Source organism: Pseudoalteromonas rubra, assembly GCF_004212645.1.
Classification (GTDB): Bacteria; Pseudomonadota; Gammaproteobacteria; order Enterobacterales; family Alteromonadaceae; genus Pseudoalteromonas; species Pseudoalteromonas rubra_G.
On sequence record NZ_PPUZ01000008.1, the window covers coordinates 103,992 to 119,670 of the forward strand.

The 15,679-nt window shown below is 53.0% G+C and carries 11 protein-coding genes; 2 read left to right on the top strand and 9 right to left on the bottom strand.

Features of this window, described 5'->3' with window-relative positions:
- Window position 1: 1 nt before the first annotated feature.
- The 3 genes from C3B51_RS03860 to C3B51_RS03870 all read right to left on the bottom strand — a co-directional run bounded on the left by C3B51_RS03860 (window position 2) and on the right by C3B51_RS03870 (window position 7,981).
- Complete coding sequence (locus C3B51_RS03860; RefSeq protein WP_130244234.1) at window positions 2-5,218, bottom strand: non-ribosomal peptide synthetase; 5,217 nt, start codon at window positions 5,216-5,218, stop codon at window positions 2-4.
- A 107-nt stretch (window positions 5,219-5,325) separates the two neighbouring features.
- The gene (locus tag C3B51_RS03865; protein ID WP_046007095.1) at window positions 5,326-5,529 is read right to left on the bottom strand and encodes an MbtH family protein; all 204 of its coding nucleotides are present in this window, start codon (window positions 5,527-5,529) and stop codon (window positions 5,326-5,328) included.
- Window positions 5,530-5,584: 55 nt separating this feature from the next.
- Entirely contained in the window at window positions 5,585-7,981 is a 2,397-nt protein-coding gene (locus C3B51_RS03870; RefSeq protein WP_130244235.1) for a penicillin acylase family protein, read from the bottom strand.
- A 306-nt stretch (window positions 7,982-8,287) separates the two neighbouring features.
- Here C3B51_RS03870 and C3B51_RS03875 point away from each other — a divergent pair, with 306 nt between their 5' ends.
- Complete coding sequence (locus C3B51_RS03875) at window positions 8,288-8,812, top strand: RNA polymerase sigma factor (protein WP_010383862.1); 525 nt, start codon at window positions 8,288-8,290, stop codon at window positions 8,810-8,812.
- Here C3B51_RS03875 and C3B51_RS03880 read toward each other — a convergent pair.
- The gene (locus C3B51_RS03880; protein WP_346427711.1) at window positions 8,809-9,273 is read right to left on the bottom strand and encodes a TerB family tellurite resistance protein; all 465 of its coding nucleotides are present in this window, start codon (window positions 9,271-9,273) and stop codon (window positions 8,809-8,811) included. The two genes, C3B51_RS03875 and C3B51_RS03880, sit on opposite strands and share 4 nt — an antisense overlap.
- 51 nt (window positions 9,274-9,324) lie before the next feature.
- Here C3B51_RS03880 and C3B51_RS03885 point away from each other — a divergent pair, with 51 nt between their 5' ends.
- Window positions 9,325-9,720 (top strand): hypothetical protein, encoded by a 396-nt coding sequence (locus C3B51_RS03885; protein ID WP_125716913.1) that lies wholly within the window; start codon window positions 9,325-9,327, stop codon window positions 9,718-9,720.
- Window positions 9,721-9,776: 56 nt separating this feature from the next.
- Here C3B51_RS03885 and C3B51_RS03890 read toward each other — a convergent pair whose 3' ends face one another.
- From C3B51_RS03890 to leuA, 5 genes are all read right to left on the bottom strand, one after another.
- Entirely contained in the window at window positions 9,777-10,364 is a 588-nt protein-coding gene (locus C3B51_RS03890) for a hypothetical protein (protein ID WP_125716912.1), read from the bottom strand.
- A gap of 81 nt (window positions 10,365-10,445) precedes the next feature.
- Window positions 10,446-11,045: a 3-isopropylmalate dehydratase small subunit gene (leuD, locus tag C3B51_RS03895; protein WP_125716911.1), complete on the bottom strand. Its 600-nt coding sequence runs from the start codon at window positions 11,043-11,045 to the stop codon at window positions 10,446-10,448.
- Window positions 11,042-12,445 (bottom strand): 3-isopropylmalate dehydratase large subunit, encoded by a 1,404-nt coding sequence (gene leuC / locus C3B51_RS03900; RefSeq protein WP_130244236.1) that lies wholly within the window; start codon window positions 12,443-12,445, stop codon window positions 11,042-11,044. Before leuC ends, leuD begins: the two co-directional genes overlap by 4 nt.
- Window positions 12,446-12,477: 32 nt before the next feature.
- On the bottom strand, window positions 12,478-13,554 hold the full coding sequence (gene leuB, locus C3B51_RS03905; protein WP_125716909.1) for a 3-isopropylmalate dehydrogenase: 1,077 nt from the start codon (window positions 13,552-13,554) through the stop codon (window positions 12,478-12,480).
- Complete coding sequence (leuA, locus tag C3B51_RS03910) at window positions 13,551-15,098, bottom strand: 2-isopropylmalate synthase (protein WP_046007088.1); 1,548 nt, start codon at window positions 15,096-15,098, stop codon at window positions 13,551-13,553. Before leuA ends, leuB begins: the two co-directional genes overlap by 4 nt.
- Window positions 15,099-15,679: the final 581 nt, after the last annotated feature.

Genomic DNA, 15,679 nt, shown 5'->3' on the forward strand with positions numbered 1-15,679 from the left:
ATTATGATTCTCTTACTTTACGTTTACGGGCAGCGACGGCACCCATGCCGCGGCGCTGCCGGGCGCCACTCGGGGCGCTCGTTGTTTGTGACTGTGTTGTTTGTGACTGGTCCAGATACGCAGCCAGGCTGGCGATGCTGGGATAGGCGAATAAGTCGGTCAGCTGCAACTGGGCAAACTGCGGTTTTAAGTCGTCGAAGACCGCCATCAGCAACAGCGAATGGCCTCCAAGATCGAAGAAGTTTGCATTGCGGTCAACCTGAGCGACCGCCAGATGCTTCATCCAGATTGTTTCCAGCGCCTGCTCTGTCTGATTGGTTGCCGTACTGGCTACCGGCGCCTGCGCGGGCTGGACTTTTGGCAGTTGCTGACGCTCCAGCTTGCCGCTGGCATTAACAGGTAGCTGTGCCAGCACCACAATCTGCGCCGGGACCATATAGTCGGGCAGCTGCTCGGTCAGCGCACGCTTGAGCCTGAGTGCATAATCCGGGTCGTCATGGCGCTCGCTTTGTACATAGGCAATCAGGCTTAACGACTGTGCCTGCTGCTCGGTGATCACCACCGCCACATCGACGTCCGGCAGCTGCGTTAAGCGGGTTTCGATTTCACCCAACTCAACCCGGAAACCGCGAATTTTAACCTGATGATCGCTGCGGCCATGATAATGCAGCGCGCCATTTTGCCAGCTAACCAGATCGCCACTGGCGTACATGCGCGCACCATCATCTGCAAACGGATCGGCAATGAAGCAAGTAGCCGTCTGCGCCGGACGTTGCCAGTATCCGCGCGCGAGCAGCTCGCCGCCGATATAAAGTTCACCCACCTGGCCTTCGGCCACCGGCTGAAGGTTGCTGTCGAGCACATACAGGCGGCGACCATTCAGGGCATGACCGAGCGGAACCTGCTCGCCCGCTGTCAGGGTGCGGCAATCATGAATAGCGGCCTCAACCACGATTTCTGTTGGTCCGTAAGTATTAAGCAGACGCACCTCACCCAAACCTGCCGAGCGCCAGTCCGTAATGCCCTGCTCTGACATGGCTTCACCACCCGAATGCACCTGACGCAAATGGGGCAGTGACAATGGCGTGGTGGTCGCCATTCGCGCCCAACTGGCGGCAATGCTGCGCCAATAGGCCGCACTGAGATCCATCACGCTGATCTTGTGACGCTGCGCTTGCTGGTACAGGGTGTCGGCATCCCACAGCGTATCGCCACGTAACACCACGGCAGCGCCCACAGCCCAGCTGGGGAACAGCTGCTCGACAAAGGCATCAAAGTTAATGGTGGCAAATTGCAGCACAACATCGGCGTGGCTTAGTTCAATAAACGCTTTTGCCGATTCGATGTAACAGGCCAGCGCCTGATGCTCAATCGCCACCCCCTTCGCCTGACCCGTCGAGCCAGAGGTATAGTTTAAGTAGGCCAGTGAATGAGCATGATGTAGCACCACAGGCGGGGTGCTGTGTTCATGATGTTCGCTAAGTAAAGCAACCGGAGAAATACAGGGCACAGGTAAGGAGCTGTCAGTCTGCTCACCGAGTATCGCCGCACAGCCACTGTCGCTAACCATATGTGCTAACTTCGCTTGCGGGAAGTTAGGATCTAACGGTAAGTAGGCGGCATTGGCCTTCAAACACGCCAACACCGAGGCCAGCATCAGAGGCTTACGCGCCTGCATGATCCCCACTACCTGATCTGTCAGACCCTGAGCGACCAGACCATGTGCGAGCCGGTTGGCCGTTTGCTCCAGCCACTCATAGCTATAGTGCTGGTCGTCAAAAATTACCGCCGTGGCATCCGGATTGCTGGCTGCATACTCGCTGATTGATGTGAGCCACTGTGCAGCGGGTGCCGACGCATCAGCGCCCGTTGCCGCCGGGATGTGTGTCAGTTCAGTACCCAAAGATAGATTGCCAATGGCCTGCTGCGCCTGTTGTGGCAGCTGATTAAGTAGCTGCTGAAAAGCCGCAGACAATCGCGCTATGGTGCTGTGCTGATAGAGCGCCTGATTGTACTGTAATTCAATGCTCAGCTGGCCTTGCTCATCCAGTCGCGAATCGATGCTGAGGTCAAACTGCGCCTGCTGCTGCAATGACTGCGCATCAACTGTGGCGCAGTCGGCCAGCGTCAGTGCCTTAGCCACATCCTGTTCAAGGTGGTTAAACATCACCTGGAATAGCGGTGTCTGTCCCAGTGCGCGCTGTGGATTCAGCACTTCCACCAGCTTTTCAAACGGATAATCCTGATAACGCTGTGCCTCCAGTGCTGTGTGTTTACACGCTTCGAGCAACTGGGTAAAGCTCTGCTCCGGAGATACCGAGCCACGGATCACCTGAGTATTGATGAAAAAGCCCACCAGCTTGTGCAGCTGTGCCAGATTGCGGTTGGCCACCGCCACACCAATCTGTGGCTGACGTTTGCCACTGAGGCGATAAAACAGCACCTGCAAACTGCTCAGCAACAGCATAAACAAACTGGCATTTTGACCATGAGCCAGCTGTTGCAGCTTGTCGGTGTGTTTGTGATCCAGGGTAAAACGCATCACGCCCATGGGCGCTGCCAAATCGCTGCGTCGTGCCTGCTCAGGCACCAGCAACTCTTCATCACCCTGACCATCCAGCCGTTCCTGCCAGTAAGCCAGCTGCGTCGCGGCGGCCTCTGAGGTCAGCCACTCCTGCTGCCACAGGGCAAAATCACCATACTGGATGTCGCTGCTGTCGAGCGCGCCTTCACCCTGCGTGTTGTAGTGATGCGAGATGGCCCCCAGCAGCAAATCAAAGCTCCAGGCATCACTGGCAATGTGGTGCATAACCAGCACCAGGCGATATGTCTGTTCAGACTCACGGATCAATGAAGCACGGAAATTTTCTCCGTCGCCCAGTGCAAACGGGGTTTCATAGCAAGTACGCTGCAAGGCATCCGCCTGCGTGGCTGCATCCGCAGCCTCGTTGAGGTCGTGATAATGCCACTGCAAAGGCTGCGCAGCGGTGCGCTGACGCCACTGGCCTTCGGCCGTTTTAAAATAGGCTTGTTGCAACGCAGGTTGCTGGGCCAGTACCTGTGCACAGGCCTGCTCAAGACGCTGCGGATTAATTGCGCCTGATAATTTTATCGTTGCGCCAATATGATAGGCACTGCTGCCTGGCTCCAGTTGCCATAAGAACAACTGCCTTTGTTGCTGGGCACTGAGTGGGTAATCATCCAGCTGTTGCGCAGCGATCTGCACACTGGGTGCATCCATCACGTCTCGTACACGCTGGCAGAAATCACCAAAGCGATGCGCTGCGAACAAGCTGCTGGGGTCGAGCTGACAATCCAGTTCGCTCTGGATCTGTGCCAGTAACTGAGCGGCTTTAATCGAGCTGCCCCCCAGCGCAAAAAAGTCTGCATCGTCGTGGTTAACCGGATAACGCAGCACGCCTTGCCAGCACTGTGCCAGTTGTTGGGTCAGGTGATCCCAGTGGGCATTGCCGGGCAGCGAGTCTTGCGCCGTCAGTTGTTGCAGCTGAGCCAGGTTAAAATCACCATAACTGGCCAGCTCGTTGGCATTGCGTAACTTCAAACAGGCACTGCGCTGAAGCTTACCGCTGGAGGTTTTTGGCAAGCCCCCCTGATCCAGGAGCAATACCAGCTCAGGACAGGCAGCAAAGTGCTCAGTGATAAAGTCACGAACGATCAACGCCGTTTGCTGCGCCGGGACCTCATTGCGATAGCTGTTGCTGGTTTCGATTGCCAGACCAATGCCTTCGCCACTCTCGGCACTGGGGACCGGAAACGCCGAGACCCGGCCTTTACGCACAAAGCTCAGCTCAGCTTCAATGGCGCGCTCAATATCCTGCGGATAAACATTGTGACCATTCATGATGATCAAGTCTTTTTGTCGGCCCGAGATATAGAGCTGGCCGTCGAACATATAGCCAACGTCACCGGTTCTTAGCCAGCGGTGACCGTCGAGCTCCACAAAGGTGTCCTGAGTCGCTTGTTCATTTTGCCAGTACCCCAGCGCGATGCTGGGTCCGGCGGTCCAGATCTCACCAATTTCACCGTCGGCCAGTGCCTGATGTGACTGTGGACACGTGATCCTGAGCAGGTGGCCACTGGCGACCTGACCACAGCCTACCTGATGGCAGTATGCATCGCTGTCGCGCAGATCGCGGGCATCGGCCAGCTCTGCGCGGCCCGCAGCCAGCCCCTGATTATCAAAGGCACGGATCACGGCGCCGCCACCGGCTTGGGTACCCGTCACCATCAGGGTGCCCTCGGCCAAACCATAGCAAGGGTAAATGGCCGATGCCTGCATCCCCTGCGGCGCAAAGCGCTCCGCAAAATCCAGCAGAGTATCGTGGCGAATGGGTTCTGCACCGGAGAAGGCGACGCGCCAACTGCTCAGGTCTAATTCGCTCAGTTGCTTATCGCGGATCCGCTCCAGACATAAACGGAAAGAAAAATCGGGGCCACCTGAGACAGTGCCGCCATATTCACCGATCAGCTGTAGCCAGCGCGCCGGGCGTTCCATAAAGAATCGTGGCGAGCACAATACCAACGGATAACCAACGTAGATCGGCTGCAACAGCCCGCCAATCAGTCCCATATCATGAAACAGCGGCAACCAGCTGACCATCACATCGGATTGGGTGGTTTGCATTCGCTCGGTGATCACCGCTTCATTGGCCAGCAAATTGCCATGGCTGACCATCACGCCTTTTGGTTTGGCGGTTGAGCCCGAGGTGTACTGCAAAAAGGCAATTTCGTCGCTGTGCGCCGGGTGGCGAGGCGCATCGGCCGCTGGCGTGTTTAATTCGTCCACCACCTGGATAATAATGCCATCCAGTGCCTCGCACATGCCCGCGACCGTTTCACTAAAACGAGAGGTGGTTAGCACCAGCCGGGCACTGGCGTCTTCGGCAATGCCCACGGTACGGGCAATGTGTTGCGCTTTGGTCGACTCGGGTGGAAAGCTCGGGATAGCGGTCACCCCCAGGTGCTGACAAGCGAGAAAGCTGGTCACATATTCAATGCCGGTATCCATCAGGATCAGGGCGCGATCCCCCGCACTGACGTGATGCTGCAGATGCCCTGCCAGCTGTAAACTCTGTTCATACAAGGCCTGAAAACTAAAGCGTGTATGTGCTTTTTTATCTACGCAGATCAGCGCGGTTTGCTCGGGCTGTTGTGCTGCGTGGTGGGCAAGGCGATCCATTATCGTCGTGGCGGTCATGGGGTACTCCGTGAATAAACTGGCAGTGTGGCAAGGCAGTGCGGCTGGGTGTTCGCCCCGCACTGGCGCTGATCAGCAGCTAGGCTTATCAGGCGACGCCGGAAAACTTACTGATCCATCGCCTGGCGAAGGCTCAACGGACGCATATCAGTCCAGTGCGTATTGATGTAGGCCAGACAGGTCTCTTTATCACCTTCGACACCCACATCCTGCCAACCACCTGGCACGCTTTTATAACTAGGCCAGAGTGAGTATTGTTCTTCATGGTTAACCAGGACCTTGAAGGTGCCATTGTCATTATCAAAGCTCATCGTTTTCTCCAAAAATCAGACTGTCGGCATAGTGACGCGCGACAGTCCGGGTTTTTTAGTCTTTTTTCACGATCAGTTTGGTGGTGCTGAGCTTATTGATGGACACCTGCCAGGGGTAGAATGGCAATTCAACTAATCCCCGTTGCGCACTGTAGTGACGACTGCTGTCACTAAAATGCTCTGAGTCGCGATTGGCACTTTGCGAATAACTCAGCAGGCCGCGAGCAACCGGTCCGTTATCATCAAAGCCCACCACCATCATCCAGCTGGAGCCAAAGTTCACGCCGTAGCCTTCCTCGCGCAGTCCGGACCACAGGGGTCGGCCATCAACCACACTGGTCAGTGGCGGTGATGCCTCAGCCGCAAAGCTGGTCAAGTCCATCGTGTTGTGGGTGGCAAACACGTTAAACCCGCCACTTTGATGTTCAGGCCCGGCCCAGGACAAGCGTTCCGTGCCTTTTTGCAAATACTGGATCTCGGCAAATGGTGCATCCAGCGCAAACCCATAGTGCGCTAAATCGGCCGCAGCACGGAGCAGTTTTCGCAGAATATCTGGGTCCGATTTCAGTGTGTGTGGCGTGGTGGTTGGCAATCTGGGGTCAAACGGCACCGCAAAGTCTTCGTGCTTGTCGAGCACACGGAAAAACTCCCGCGCCAGATGGGCCGCTTTTGATGTCAAATCAAAGCGTCCATCCCATTGTGCAAATGCGCCGCAAACGGGATCGACATCGACCTCCAGCTGGTCGTTCAACGCCCAGCGCTGACCCGCATACTGCTGACATAAGCCCGCGATAACCCCTCGCTCACTGGCAAAATAACTGCCGTTGCCCAGCAGGATATGCTCAAGTTCGTCGAGACTGAACCGGCCATCTCGTCCCGACCCTGAGCGCAGTAATGCATAGGCATAGCGGCTGCGCTCCGACTGCTGTACATCTACCTGACCATACAAAGGAGAGACATCGCGCAGTGGCTGTGAGGCATTACTCAGCCAGAATGAATCATTGGAATTTTGCACATAATCACGACGGCTGAGTGACGGTGCCTCGGCCAGCTCAACGGCCCCATCGAAAATCATCTCTTCGCGATCACCTGGCAACACCACCTGGCCTGTGGCGGCAAAAATGGCTGCAGATTTGGGGTTCGTCTGTAACCAGCTCAACGCAGCCGCTGAAAGGTTAGGGACATTGGAATCATCGGTATAGAAGGCGTTGCCATATTTATCTGCTGCCAGCGTGTTATTGAAAGACAGGCCGTTAAAGCGTCTGGATGCTGCACGCAATCGTGCAACTGACTCGGCCCGGTTGTAAGACAGCCAATGATCTATGGCAGAAAAATTATCCAGATTGACATCACTGACCGCATAGGCCACCCCGTCCTGCCAGGGAAAACGCTCTGCGTCTTCGAGCATTAAACCAAAGTGTGTGGCATACGCCATGTGGGTGTGCGTTTGCATCCCCGTTGCCGTTTTCACAGCCACCTGGATCTCACGCTCACGCATAGTGTGCCACTGTCCTTCATACCGATAGCGGCGAGGATTGTCCGGGTCCAGCGTCAATTCATAAAATACATGATGCAGTGCCGTTGAGTAGGTGTGGGTCCAGGCCAGGTTACGGTTGAAGCCGATATTGACCACGCCGGGCATACCCAGAACGGAAGCGCCCATTACATCCAGTTCACCCGGCACCGTGGCATGATGGGTCCAGAAACGGAAATTACCATTGAACGGAAAATGTGGGTTGGCCAGTACCATACCCCGGCCATTGTGGCTCAGGGTTTTACCAATCGCCCAGCCATTTGACCCCTGTGTGAGTTGCTCGGCAGGTGTCAGTGCCATAGTGCGATCCTGCTGTGCTGGCGTGGCCCCGTTGTCCGGCCTGGCCTGCACTAACTGTGGCAGTAACCGACCCACACTGCCCTGCACGCCCATCAGCAATACATTGGCAATCACGTCCTGTGCGGTGATGGGTTTAACCCAGGGAGCATCGCGACAGATCTCACCCAGCTGTTCATTGCCCGCAGCAACCTCCTCAAGGTAGTGGTTATAGCCGGCGGCAAAGCCCTCTGCCAGTGCGCGCGTGCTTGCTGATAAGCTTGAATATTGCTGTGCAGCCCGACCTGGCAAGTCCAAAATACGATAACCAATATCCGATATAAGGTAATGGTTATCTCCTTCGTGACGATGTGCACCAAGGTATTGGGCACGCTCACCACGCAGCCGCAGGTAGCCGTCAGCCAGCAGACAGCCGTGATCTTGCACCTGAGCATAAGCATTACCATAACCCAGCCCATATAAACTCTGCGCTTTAACATGCGCTATACCAAACTGGGTGCGGGTTACGCTAACGGCTTCATTGCTGTGAGCATGGGTCAGGGCCGGAGGGAAAAGTGGAGCAGCCTGTGCGCTGCCCGTAAAAATGGCGAGCCCTGCAATACTCAGTGTAAATAATTTCATAGTAATCCTTTTGTTTAGATATACACAGAACCCCCCAGAAAACAGACTGAGAGACTTCTTTTGCTAGACGCGAGGTATAAACAAAAAACCACCCCAATGCGCTCAATCCACAACACCCGCTATTAAGGTGCCGCTGGTGAGTCAATGCAAACAGGACAGCAAGGCTCACCACACAGACCCTATTTAAGGCCCGCATTAGAGTAGAAAATTACTTGACGGCAAAATACAAAAGGAAATAACATAATAGTGATAACTATTATCATTCGCCATAACGGATCTAATTCAAATACACCAGGAGAACTTACCGTGCCGCAGTCGTGTGAAAAGTGGTCAAATGTCATTGCAGAAAACGAAGCTAAGCTACTCGCTTATTTGAATAATATTCTGCGCTGCCCCTATCTCGCTGAGGATGCGTTACAAGATACCTTTATTCGCCTGTCTGGCATGTCTGCCTGTCAGAATTGCCAGGTTAAAAACTCAAAGAGTTTTTGCTATCAGGTGGCCCGCAATATCGCCATCGACATGTTGCGCAAACAGAGCCGGGAAAGCCTGGTAGATATGGAGTCTGTGCATGGCGAGCACTTTGATGATGAAGAATCTAACATTGAAACCCGCTTTATTGACGCACAGCTGTCTGAGAAGGTGAATCACACCATTGCTAAGCTGTCTAAACGCCATCAAAACGTGGTGAGTTTTTATCGTGACGGGCGGTTAAAGCAAAAAGAAATTGCCCAGATGTACAGTATTTCACCGACTCTGGTCAACTTCCTGATCAAAGAAGCCATCCAGTCGTGCAAAACGGAACTGGGGACGGCTCAGCTCACCCACTAGTCGGTGAGCTTTAGCTGCTGGCAGGCAGTGAGTTTTGCTGAAATAAAGTCAGCGTGCGCCACGTAGAGCAGACCAGCGATTTTTCTGACCATATGCTCCTCATGAGGGTCTAAGCGACCATCGGCAAAAGCAACCAGCCACAGCAGCTCTATTACTTCTATGCGCTCCAACTCCCCGGTATGCGCGTTGACGACACGTACAAACCGATGTAAATCAATCGCTTCATCCACCATCTCGATAGCCTGATCGCGAATAAGCTCGCTGGCCTGTGTTGAAATACCACTGTGCTGGGTCAGTAGCCGGGCTATCATATGGCACTCATCGACATGGACTTCACCATCGGCGCGCATAATCTCGACCATTAATGCAGCCAGGGCCGTGGTAAAATCGGGAGCTTGTTGAGATGGTGGCTGCTCGGCCAACGTATTAATGAACTTTCTCAGTTGTGCAAACAAGCGCACCTCCAAATATGATACACTTCAGTAAGGTGATAATGGATTAACAGGTTTTGTATGCCACAGCTACGCTTTATGACAACTCAGGTGATTAAACAAGTAAGACGCACCCTGCCATTGGTTGCACTCTCTTTACTTGCCAGTGCCTGTAGCAGCTATACTCCGCCGCCCAATGGCGTCGTCGAAAAGCTCTATGACTTTGATCACAAAGTGCACTATGAACAGATTAAGTATAATGATGACCACTACTATTTACAGATAAGATCGGATACTTATCAGCACTTTTTGCAACAAAGTGTGTTTTTGCTCAGGCACAGCCAACGGCTTTGTCAGGGTAGCTTGCCGCAATTGGTCGTGATCGCGGGGGTGCAGAACTTTGACCGCTTGCCCACCTACCCCAGACCTTATGCGCCCGATCTGCAAGTAGAAGTGCGCTGCGTGAAAAAGCCATAATAATCGCGCAGCTCAGTATTAACTGCTGAGCTGCGTAATCCTGCCGTGCAACCCTATCAGTCCTGATAACCCCAGGGTGCTTTGGGTGCCTGAACGGGTTTAGTCAGGTCAAAATCAACTCTGAACTCACGTCCTTCTCTTACCAGACGATAAGTAAAGCGCTCATCGTAAATGTACATCTGCCAGGTGTTACCCACTGACTGTGGAATACCGCGCTTTACAAATAACTCCTTGGAGTACTGATCCGCAGGAAAAGACTGCACATTGTCATACCCCGCATCGACTGTATGGCCGCCATACATAGTCGATTCATCATCACTGCCATCCTTATGACGGTGGTCGTGCTTGAGGCTCAGGCCACTGCCTGTCTTGGTAATGATCCAGGTGCGTGAAGCATTTTGGCCAACATGAAACGGAATTTGCAGCTCTTGGTCGTTACAACGACGTACGTGCATGATCAGACGCGCATCGCTGAACGCACTGGGCCCTTGATTATCGACGGTCACTTTGCCTTCATACGCTTTTCCGCAATGTTGCTTGATTTGGTCGAAGAACGCATCATGCGTGGGAATAGACACTAGTGGCGCCGGGCGCGCCATGACTGTGCCACTGATCAGCAAAGCGGCTGCATAAACGAGTTTCATATCATTGTTCCTAAAAAATAATAAAGGCCGCAGCGTAATTCACTTAGCGGCCTTTGCCAATTAAATGCGGTGATCACACAGTTACTGCCAGGGGCGTGTCGCCTGAAGCTGCTGTTCAAACTGATCTATCTGGGCATTGAGCTGCTCTGTTTCGCCGATAAAATCCAAGCCACTGAGCAGTCGGGCTTTAATGTCCGGGCGAACATCAAATGCAATCGGCGCAAAGTGCTCACTGCGCAGTTGCTGAGCTGCCAGATCGACTTCAATCTGAATATCGGCCTGGCGCTCACACAAGCCAAACAGGCTATCCAGGGTGCTCGCTGGCAGGCTAATGCAAAGCATCTGATTATTGCCACAGTTGTTAAAAAAGATATCCGCAAAACTCTGTGCCAGGATCACGGTAAAGCCGTATTGTTTGAGCGCCCAGGGCGCATGCTCCCGCGATGAACCACAGCCAAAATTATCCCGTGTCAGCAACACGCTGGCACCCTGATATTGCGGCGCATTGAGAATAAAATCCGGATCCGGCTCGCCTTGTTCTGTGTAGCGCCAGTCGTAAAAAAGCGCCTTGTCAAAGCCGTCCCGGCTGGTAGAGGTTAAGAATTGCTTAGGAATGATCTGATCGGTATCGACATTATTTTTATCCAGTGGTGCTAACAATCCGCAATGAAAAACACTCATGCCTGCTCTCCTTGAATATCAGTGAAGTGACCCGCAATTGCTGCGGCTGCTGCCATAGCCGGGCTCACCAAGTGGGTTCTGCCACCGCGTCCCTGACGCCCTTCGAAATTGCGGTTGGAGGTTGATGCGCAGCGTTTACCCATCCCCAGACGGTCGTCGTTCATTGCCAGACACATAGAGCAACCCGGTTCACGCCATTCAAAGCCTGCCGCTATAAAGATATCCGCCAGGCCCTCTTGTTCAGCCTGCTGTTTTACCAGACCTGAGCCTGGCACAATCAAAGCTTCAACGCCGCTGGCAACCTGTTTGCCAGCAACAACCTGAGCGGCGGCACGCAAGTCTTCAATACGACTATTGGTGCAGGAGCCTATGAACACCGTATCTACTTTGGCGTCCGTCAGCTTCTGACCTGCGCGCAGGCCCATGTAACGCAGTGCGCTGCGCATGGCCTCGGCCTTGATCAGATCCGGCTCAGTTTCCGGATCCGGAATAGCTTCATCAATCCCGATCACTTGCTCGGGACTGGTGCCCCAGGTCACCTGTGGCTGGATCTCGTCGGCGCTGATGATCACTTCGCTGTCGAAGACGGCATCAGGATCGGAGTGCAGGGTTTGCCAATAGGTCACAGCCTGATCGAAATCTCTCCCCTGCGGTGCGAAAGGACGGCCTTTCAGATAATCGTAAGTGGTCTGATCCGGGGCGATCAATCCAGCCTTCGCGCCCATCTCAATGCTCATATTACACAGAGTCATGCGCGCTTCCATCGACAAGGCCTCGATGGCCGTGCCACAAAACTCCGCCACAAAGCCAGTGCCACCGGCCGTGCCCAATTTACCAATCACGGCCATGATTAGATCCTTGGCCGTGACGGTGGGCCGCAGCGTGCCGGTGATCTCAATTTTCAGTGATCTGGCTTTTTTCTGCTGGAGTGTCTGAGTGGCCAGCACGTGCTCCACTTCAGAGGTGCCAATGCCATGGGCCAGTGCGCCAAAAGCACCATGCGTTGAGGTGTGGCTGTCGCCACACACGATGGTCGTGCCAGGTAGAGTGATCCCCTGCTCCGGTCCCATCACATGCACTATGCCCTGATTCACTGAGTTCAGATCATAGAGTTCAATGCCGAACTCCTGACAGTTCTTTGCTAACGCCTGAAGCTGGTTCTTGCTGACTTCACTCGCCGCATCAATGGAACGGCTTTTGGTCGACACATTGTGATCCATGGTCGCAAAGGTCTTATGCGGGCAGCGCACCGTGCGGTTCTTTTCACGCAGGCCAGCAAACGCCTGAGGCGAAGTGACTTCATGCACCAGGTGCCTGTCGATATACAGTAAGTCGGTTTGCTCGTTAATACTGGCGACCACATGCGCCTGCCAGATTTTGTCGTATAATGTTTGTGCCACTTGCTACATCCTGTTGTTAATCTGAGATCAGGTTAAATTCGCTCGACAATTGCGTGGGCCACGTCTAGCGTGGTGTAACCAGCTGCCGGGTAAATATCCGGCGTACCCACACCGGCTGCCACGGCTTCTGCTACTGCCTTTTCAATGCGCCTTGCCGCCTCATCCTGTGCCAATGAATAACGCAACATCAGCGCGGCACTGAGGATCTGTGCGATTGGATTGGCAATACCTTTTCCTGCAATATCGGGAGCAGATCCGCCTGCCGGCTCATAAAGGCCAAAACCGGACTGATTCAGGCTTGCTGACGGTAGCAAACCCATTGAGCCCGTGATCATGGCGCATTCATCCGACAGGATGTCACCAAACAAGTTGTCACACAGCAGCACATCAAACTGCCCCGGCTGTTTAACCAATTGCATTGCGGCGTTATCAATATAGATGTGCTCCAGTTCCACATCCGGGTAGTCTTTACTTACCTCACACACCACCTCGCGCCAGAGCACGCTCGATGCAAGCACATTGGCTTTATCGACCGAGGTAACCCGATTACTGCGCAGCCTTGCCGCTTCAAACGCAAAACGGGCAATGCGTTCAATTTCATGGCGACTGTAACGCTGCGTATCAAACGCTGCTTCCTCAGGCCCCGACCCCTCGCGGCCTTTTTCACCAAAATAGATGCCACCGGTTAGCTCGCGAACACACAAGATATCAAAACCTTGTTGGCTGATATCAGCGCGTAACGGGGAAGCTGCACTGAGTGCCGGTAACAGCTGGGCCGGACGCAGATTACAAAACAGCCCGAAGTGCTTTCTCAGCGGTAGCAAAGAAGCACGTTCAGGTTGCTCCTGGGGCGGTAAATGCTCCCATTTAGGTCCGCCTACTGAACCAAACAAAATGGCATCTGCTGCTTCACACGCAGCCAGTGTCGCAGGAGGCAACGCAACACCATATTCATCAATGGCCGCGCCGCCAATAGCATGATGTTGACGCTCCAGAGAAATACCAAACACTTCACTGACTTTATCAAGCACCAGCTCAGCGGCCGCCATGACCTCAGGTCCAATGCCATCACCGGCTAATACGGCTATCTGATAATTTGATTGACTCATCCTGCTTTCCTTTGTTGTTTCAGACTCGAGACCTTAGCGGCTCGGTGAATTAAGTTATAAACGTGGACCATGGCGTGTACTGACGCTTCCACAACATCCGCAGCCAAACCAGTACCGTGGTAGCGGCGACCGTCATATTTGGCAATCATATCGACCTGCCCCAGCGAGCTTGCGCCCTGACCGGTGGCATCCAGGTTGTACTCAACAATATCAACGGCTTTGCCTGTGATCCGCTCAAGTGCCAGAAATGCCGCTTCCACCGGACCGTTGCCGGTAGCCGCTTCCTGTTTTAGTTGCTCGCCCATTGCAATCCCCACGGTTGCACTGGCAATAGACTGGGAGTTGGACGAAGCATTAACAAATTGCAGCTGGTAAAAATCGTCTTTGTCGGTGATCTGATTAAAATGGATCATCGCTTCCAGGTCATAGTCGTACACTGTGCCCTTCTGATCGGCCAGCGCCAGGAAGCTCTCGTAGAGTGAATCCATGTCGTAATCAGATTTTTGATAACCCAGCTCACTCAGGCGATGCTCTATAACATGGCGGCCGGAGCGTGAGGTCATATTCAACTGGTTATTTGGCACGCCCACGGTTTCCGGAGACATGATTTCATAGGTGTTTTGCGCCTTTAATACCCCGTCTTGGTGAATACCTGAGCTATGAGCAAAAGCATTTTCGCCGACGATGGCTTTGTTAGGCTGGACTGGCATATTACAGATCTTGGCGACCTGACGTGATGCCCGATAAATTTCTTCGCTGCGAATATCACAACCCACCCGTAAATGGTCTTCACGCATTTTCAGGATCATGGCAGCTTCTTCTAATGAACAGTTACCGGCACGCTCACCAATACCATTAATGGTACATTCGATTTGCCTTGCACCGGCCTGTACTGCAGCGATGGAGTTCGCAACAGCCAACCCTAAATCATTATGGCAATGCACGCTCAGGCGCGCTTTATCTATATTTGGCACATTATTACGGATATGGCGGATCATCGCGGCATATTCATCGGGTGTCACATAGCCCACTGTATCAGGCAGGTTAATGGTGCTGGCCCCAGCATCTATGGCTCGCTCAACAACACGACACAAATCATCAAATGGCGTGCGGCTGGCATCTTCGCAGGAGAACTCAACATCATCAGTATAATTACGCGCCAGCTTGATAGATTTCACCGCCATCTCAGTTGCATCATCCAGGGACATTCTTAGCTTATGCTCCAGGTGCAATGGACTGGTGGCGATAAAAGTGTGAATACGGCTTTTCTCAGCAGGCCTCAGCGCCTCACCACAGGCTTCAATGTCTTTACTGACGGCACGGGCCAAGCCGCAAATGCTTGGTCCACTGATTTCTCTGGCAATGCGCTGTACTGCACGAAAGTCCGCCGGGCTTGAGACCGGGAAACCAACCTCCATCACATCTACATTTAAACGACTAATGGTATGCGCGAGCAGAATTTTATCTTCTTCCGTCAGACTGGCTTTAAGCGCCTGCTCTCCATCTCTTAATGTCGTGTCGAATATCCAAACCTTGTCTTGCATACCTGATGTCCTCGTTTAAGCATAAAAAAACCCCGCACATTGTGCGGGGTTTATCGTGTTGCTGCCCTTACGCGCAACTACGCCCCGCTCTTACAGCTAAGCAGTAAGAGGTTAAGCAATAGTGACAACGTAATAATTTGCATGTGGGCACTGGTCCTGTTGATGAATTGACTATGTTTTAACATGGCCTAAAACATCAAATCAAGCATATTTATTTCAAATAACCTAGTTTACAGTGCAATGAAAAGGCACTTTAATTCACACAAAAAAACAATATAGGTATTTTCATACCAAAAGCGTGAGGTCACTGGAAGTTAAACGCATGAGAGTTTAAATCCAGGGTGATTTAAATTTATTGAAAATAGGGGCAATTATTTTATCAAACTCTGGACAGACACTGAGATTACTGTGCCTGCGACTTGTCCACACAGCAACTCACGCTATATTCGACTCCGCTTTATACCAATTTGCTTAATTAAGTGTTCTATTTTGAGGCGAGAAAATATGTTCGATAACCAGGCAAAAATTTTGCTATTTAGTTGTTCTAAATGAGAAATTTTTAACACAGTTAGCGTCATATT

Coding starts and splice junctions, on each gene's coding strand:
- C3B51_RS03860 (WP_130244234.1), bottom strand. CDS start 5,218: ATGACCGCCACGACGATAATGGATCGCCTTGCCCACCACGCAGCACAA.
- C3B51_RS03865 (WP_046007095.1), bottom strand. CDS start 5,529: ATGAGCTTTGATAATGACAATGGCACCTTCAAGGTCCTGGTTAACCAT.
- C3B51_RS03870 (WP_130244235.1), bottom strand. CDS start 7,981: ATGAAATTATTTACACTGAGTATTGCAGGGCTCGCCATTTTTACGGGC.
- C3B51_RS03885 (WP_125716913.1), top strand. CDS start 9,325: ATGCCACAGCTACGCTTTATGACAACTCAGGTGATTAAACAAGTAAGA.
- C3B51_RS03890 (WP_125716912.1), bottom strand. CDS start 10,364: ATGAAACTCGTTTATGCAGCCGCTTTGCTGATCAGTGGCACAGTCATG.
- leuD (WP_125716911.1), bottom strand. CDS start 11,045: ATGAGTGTTTTTCATTGCGGATTGTTAGCACCACTGGATAAAAATAAT.
- leuB (WP_125716909.1), bottom strand. CDS start 13,554: ATGAGTCAATCAAATTATCAGATAGCCGTATTAGCCGGTGATGGCATT.
- leuA (WP_046007088.1), bottom strand. CDS start 15,098: ATGCAAGACAAGGTTTGGATATTCGACACGACATTAAGAGATGGAGAG.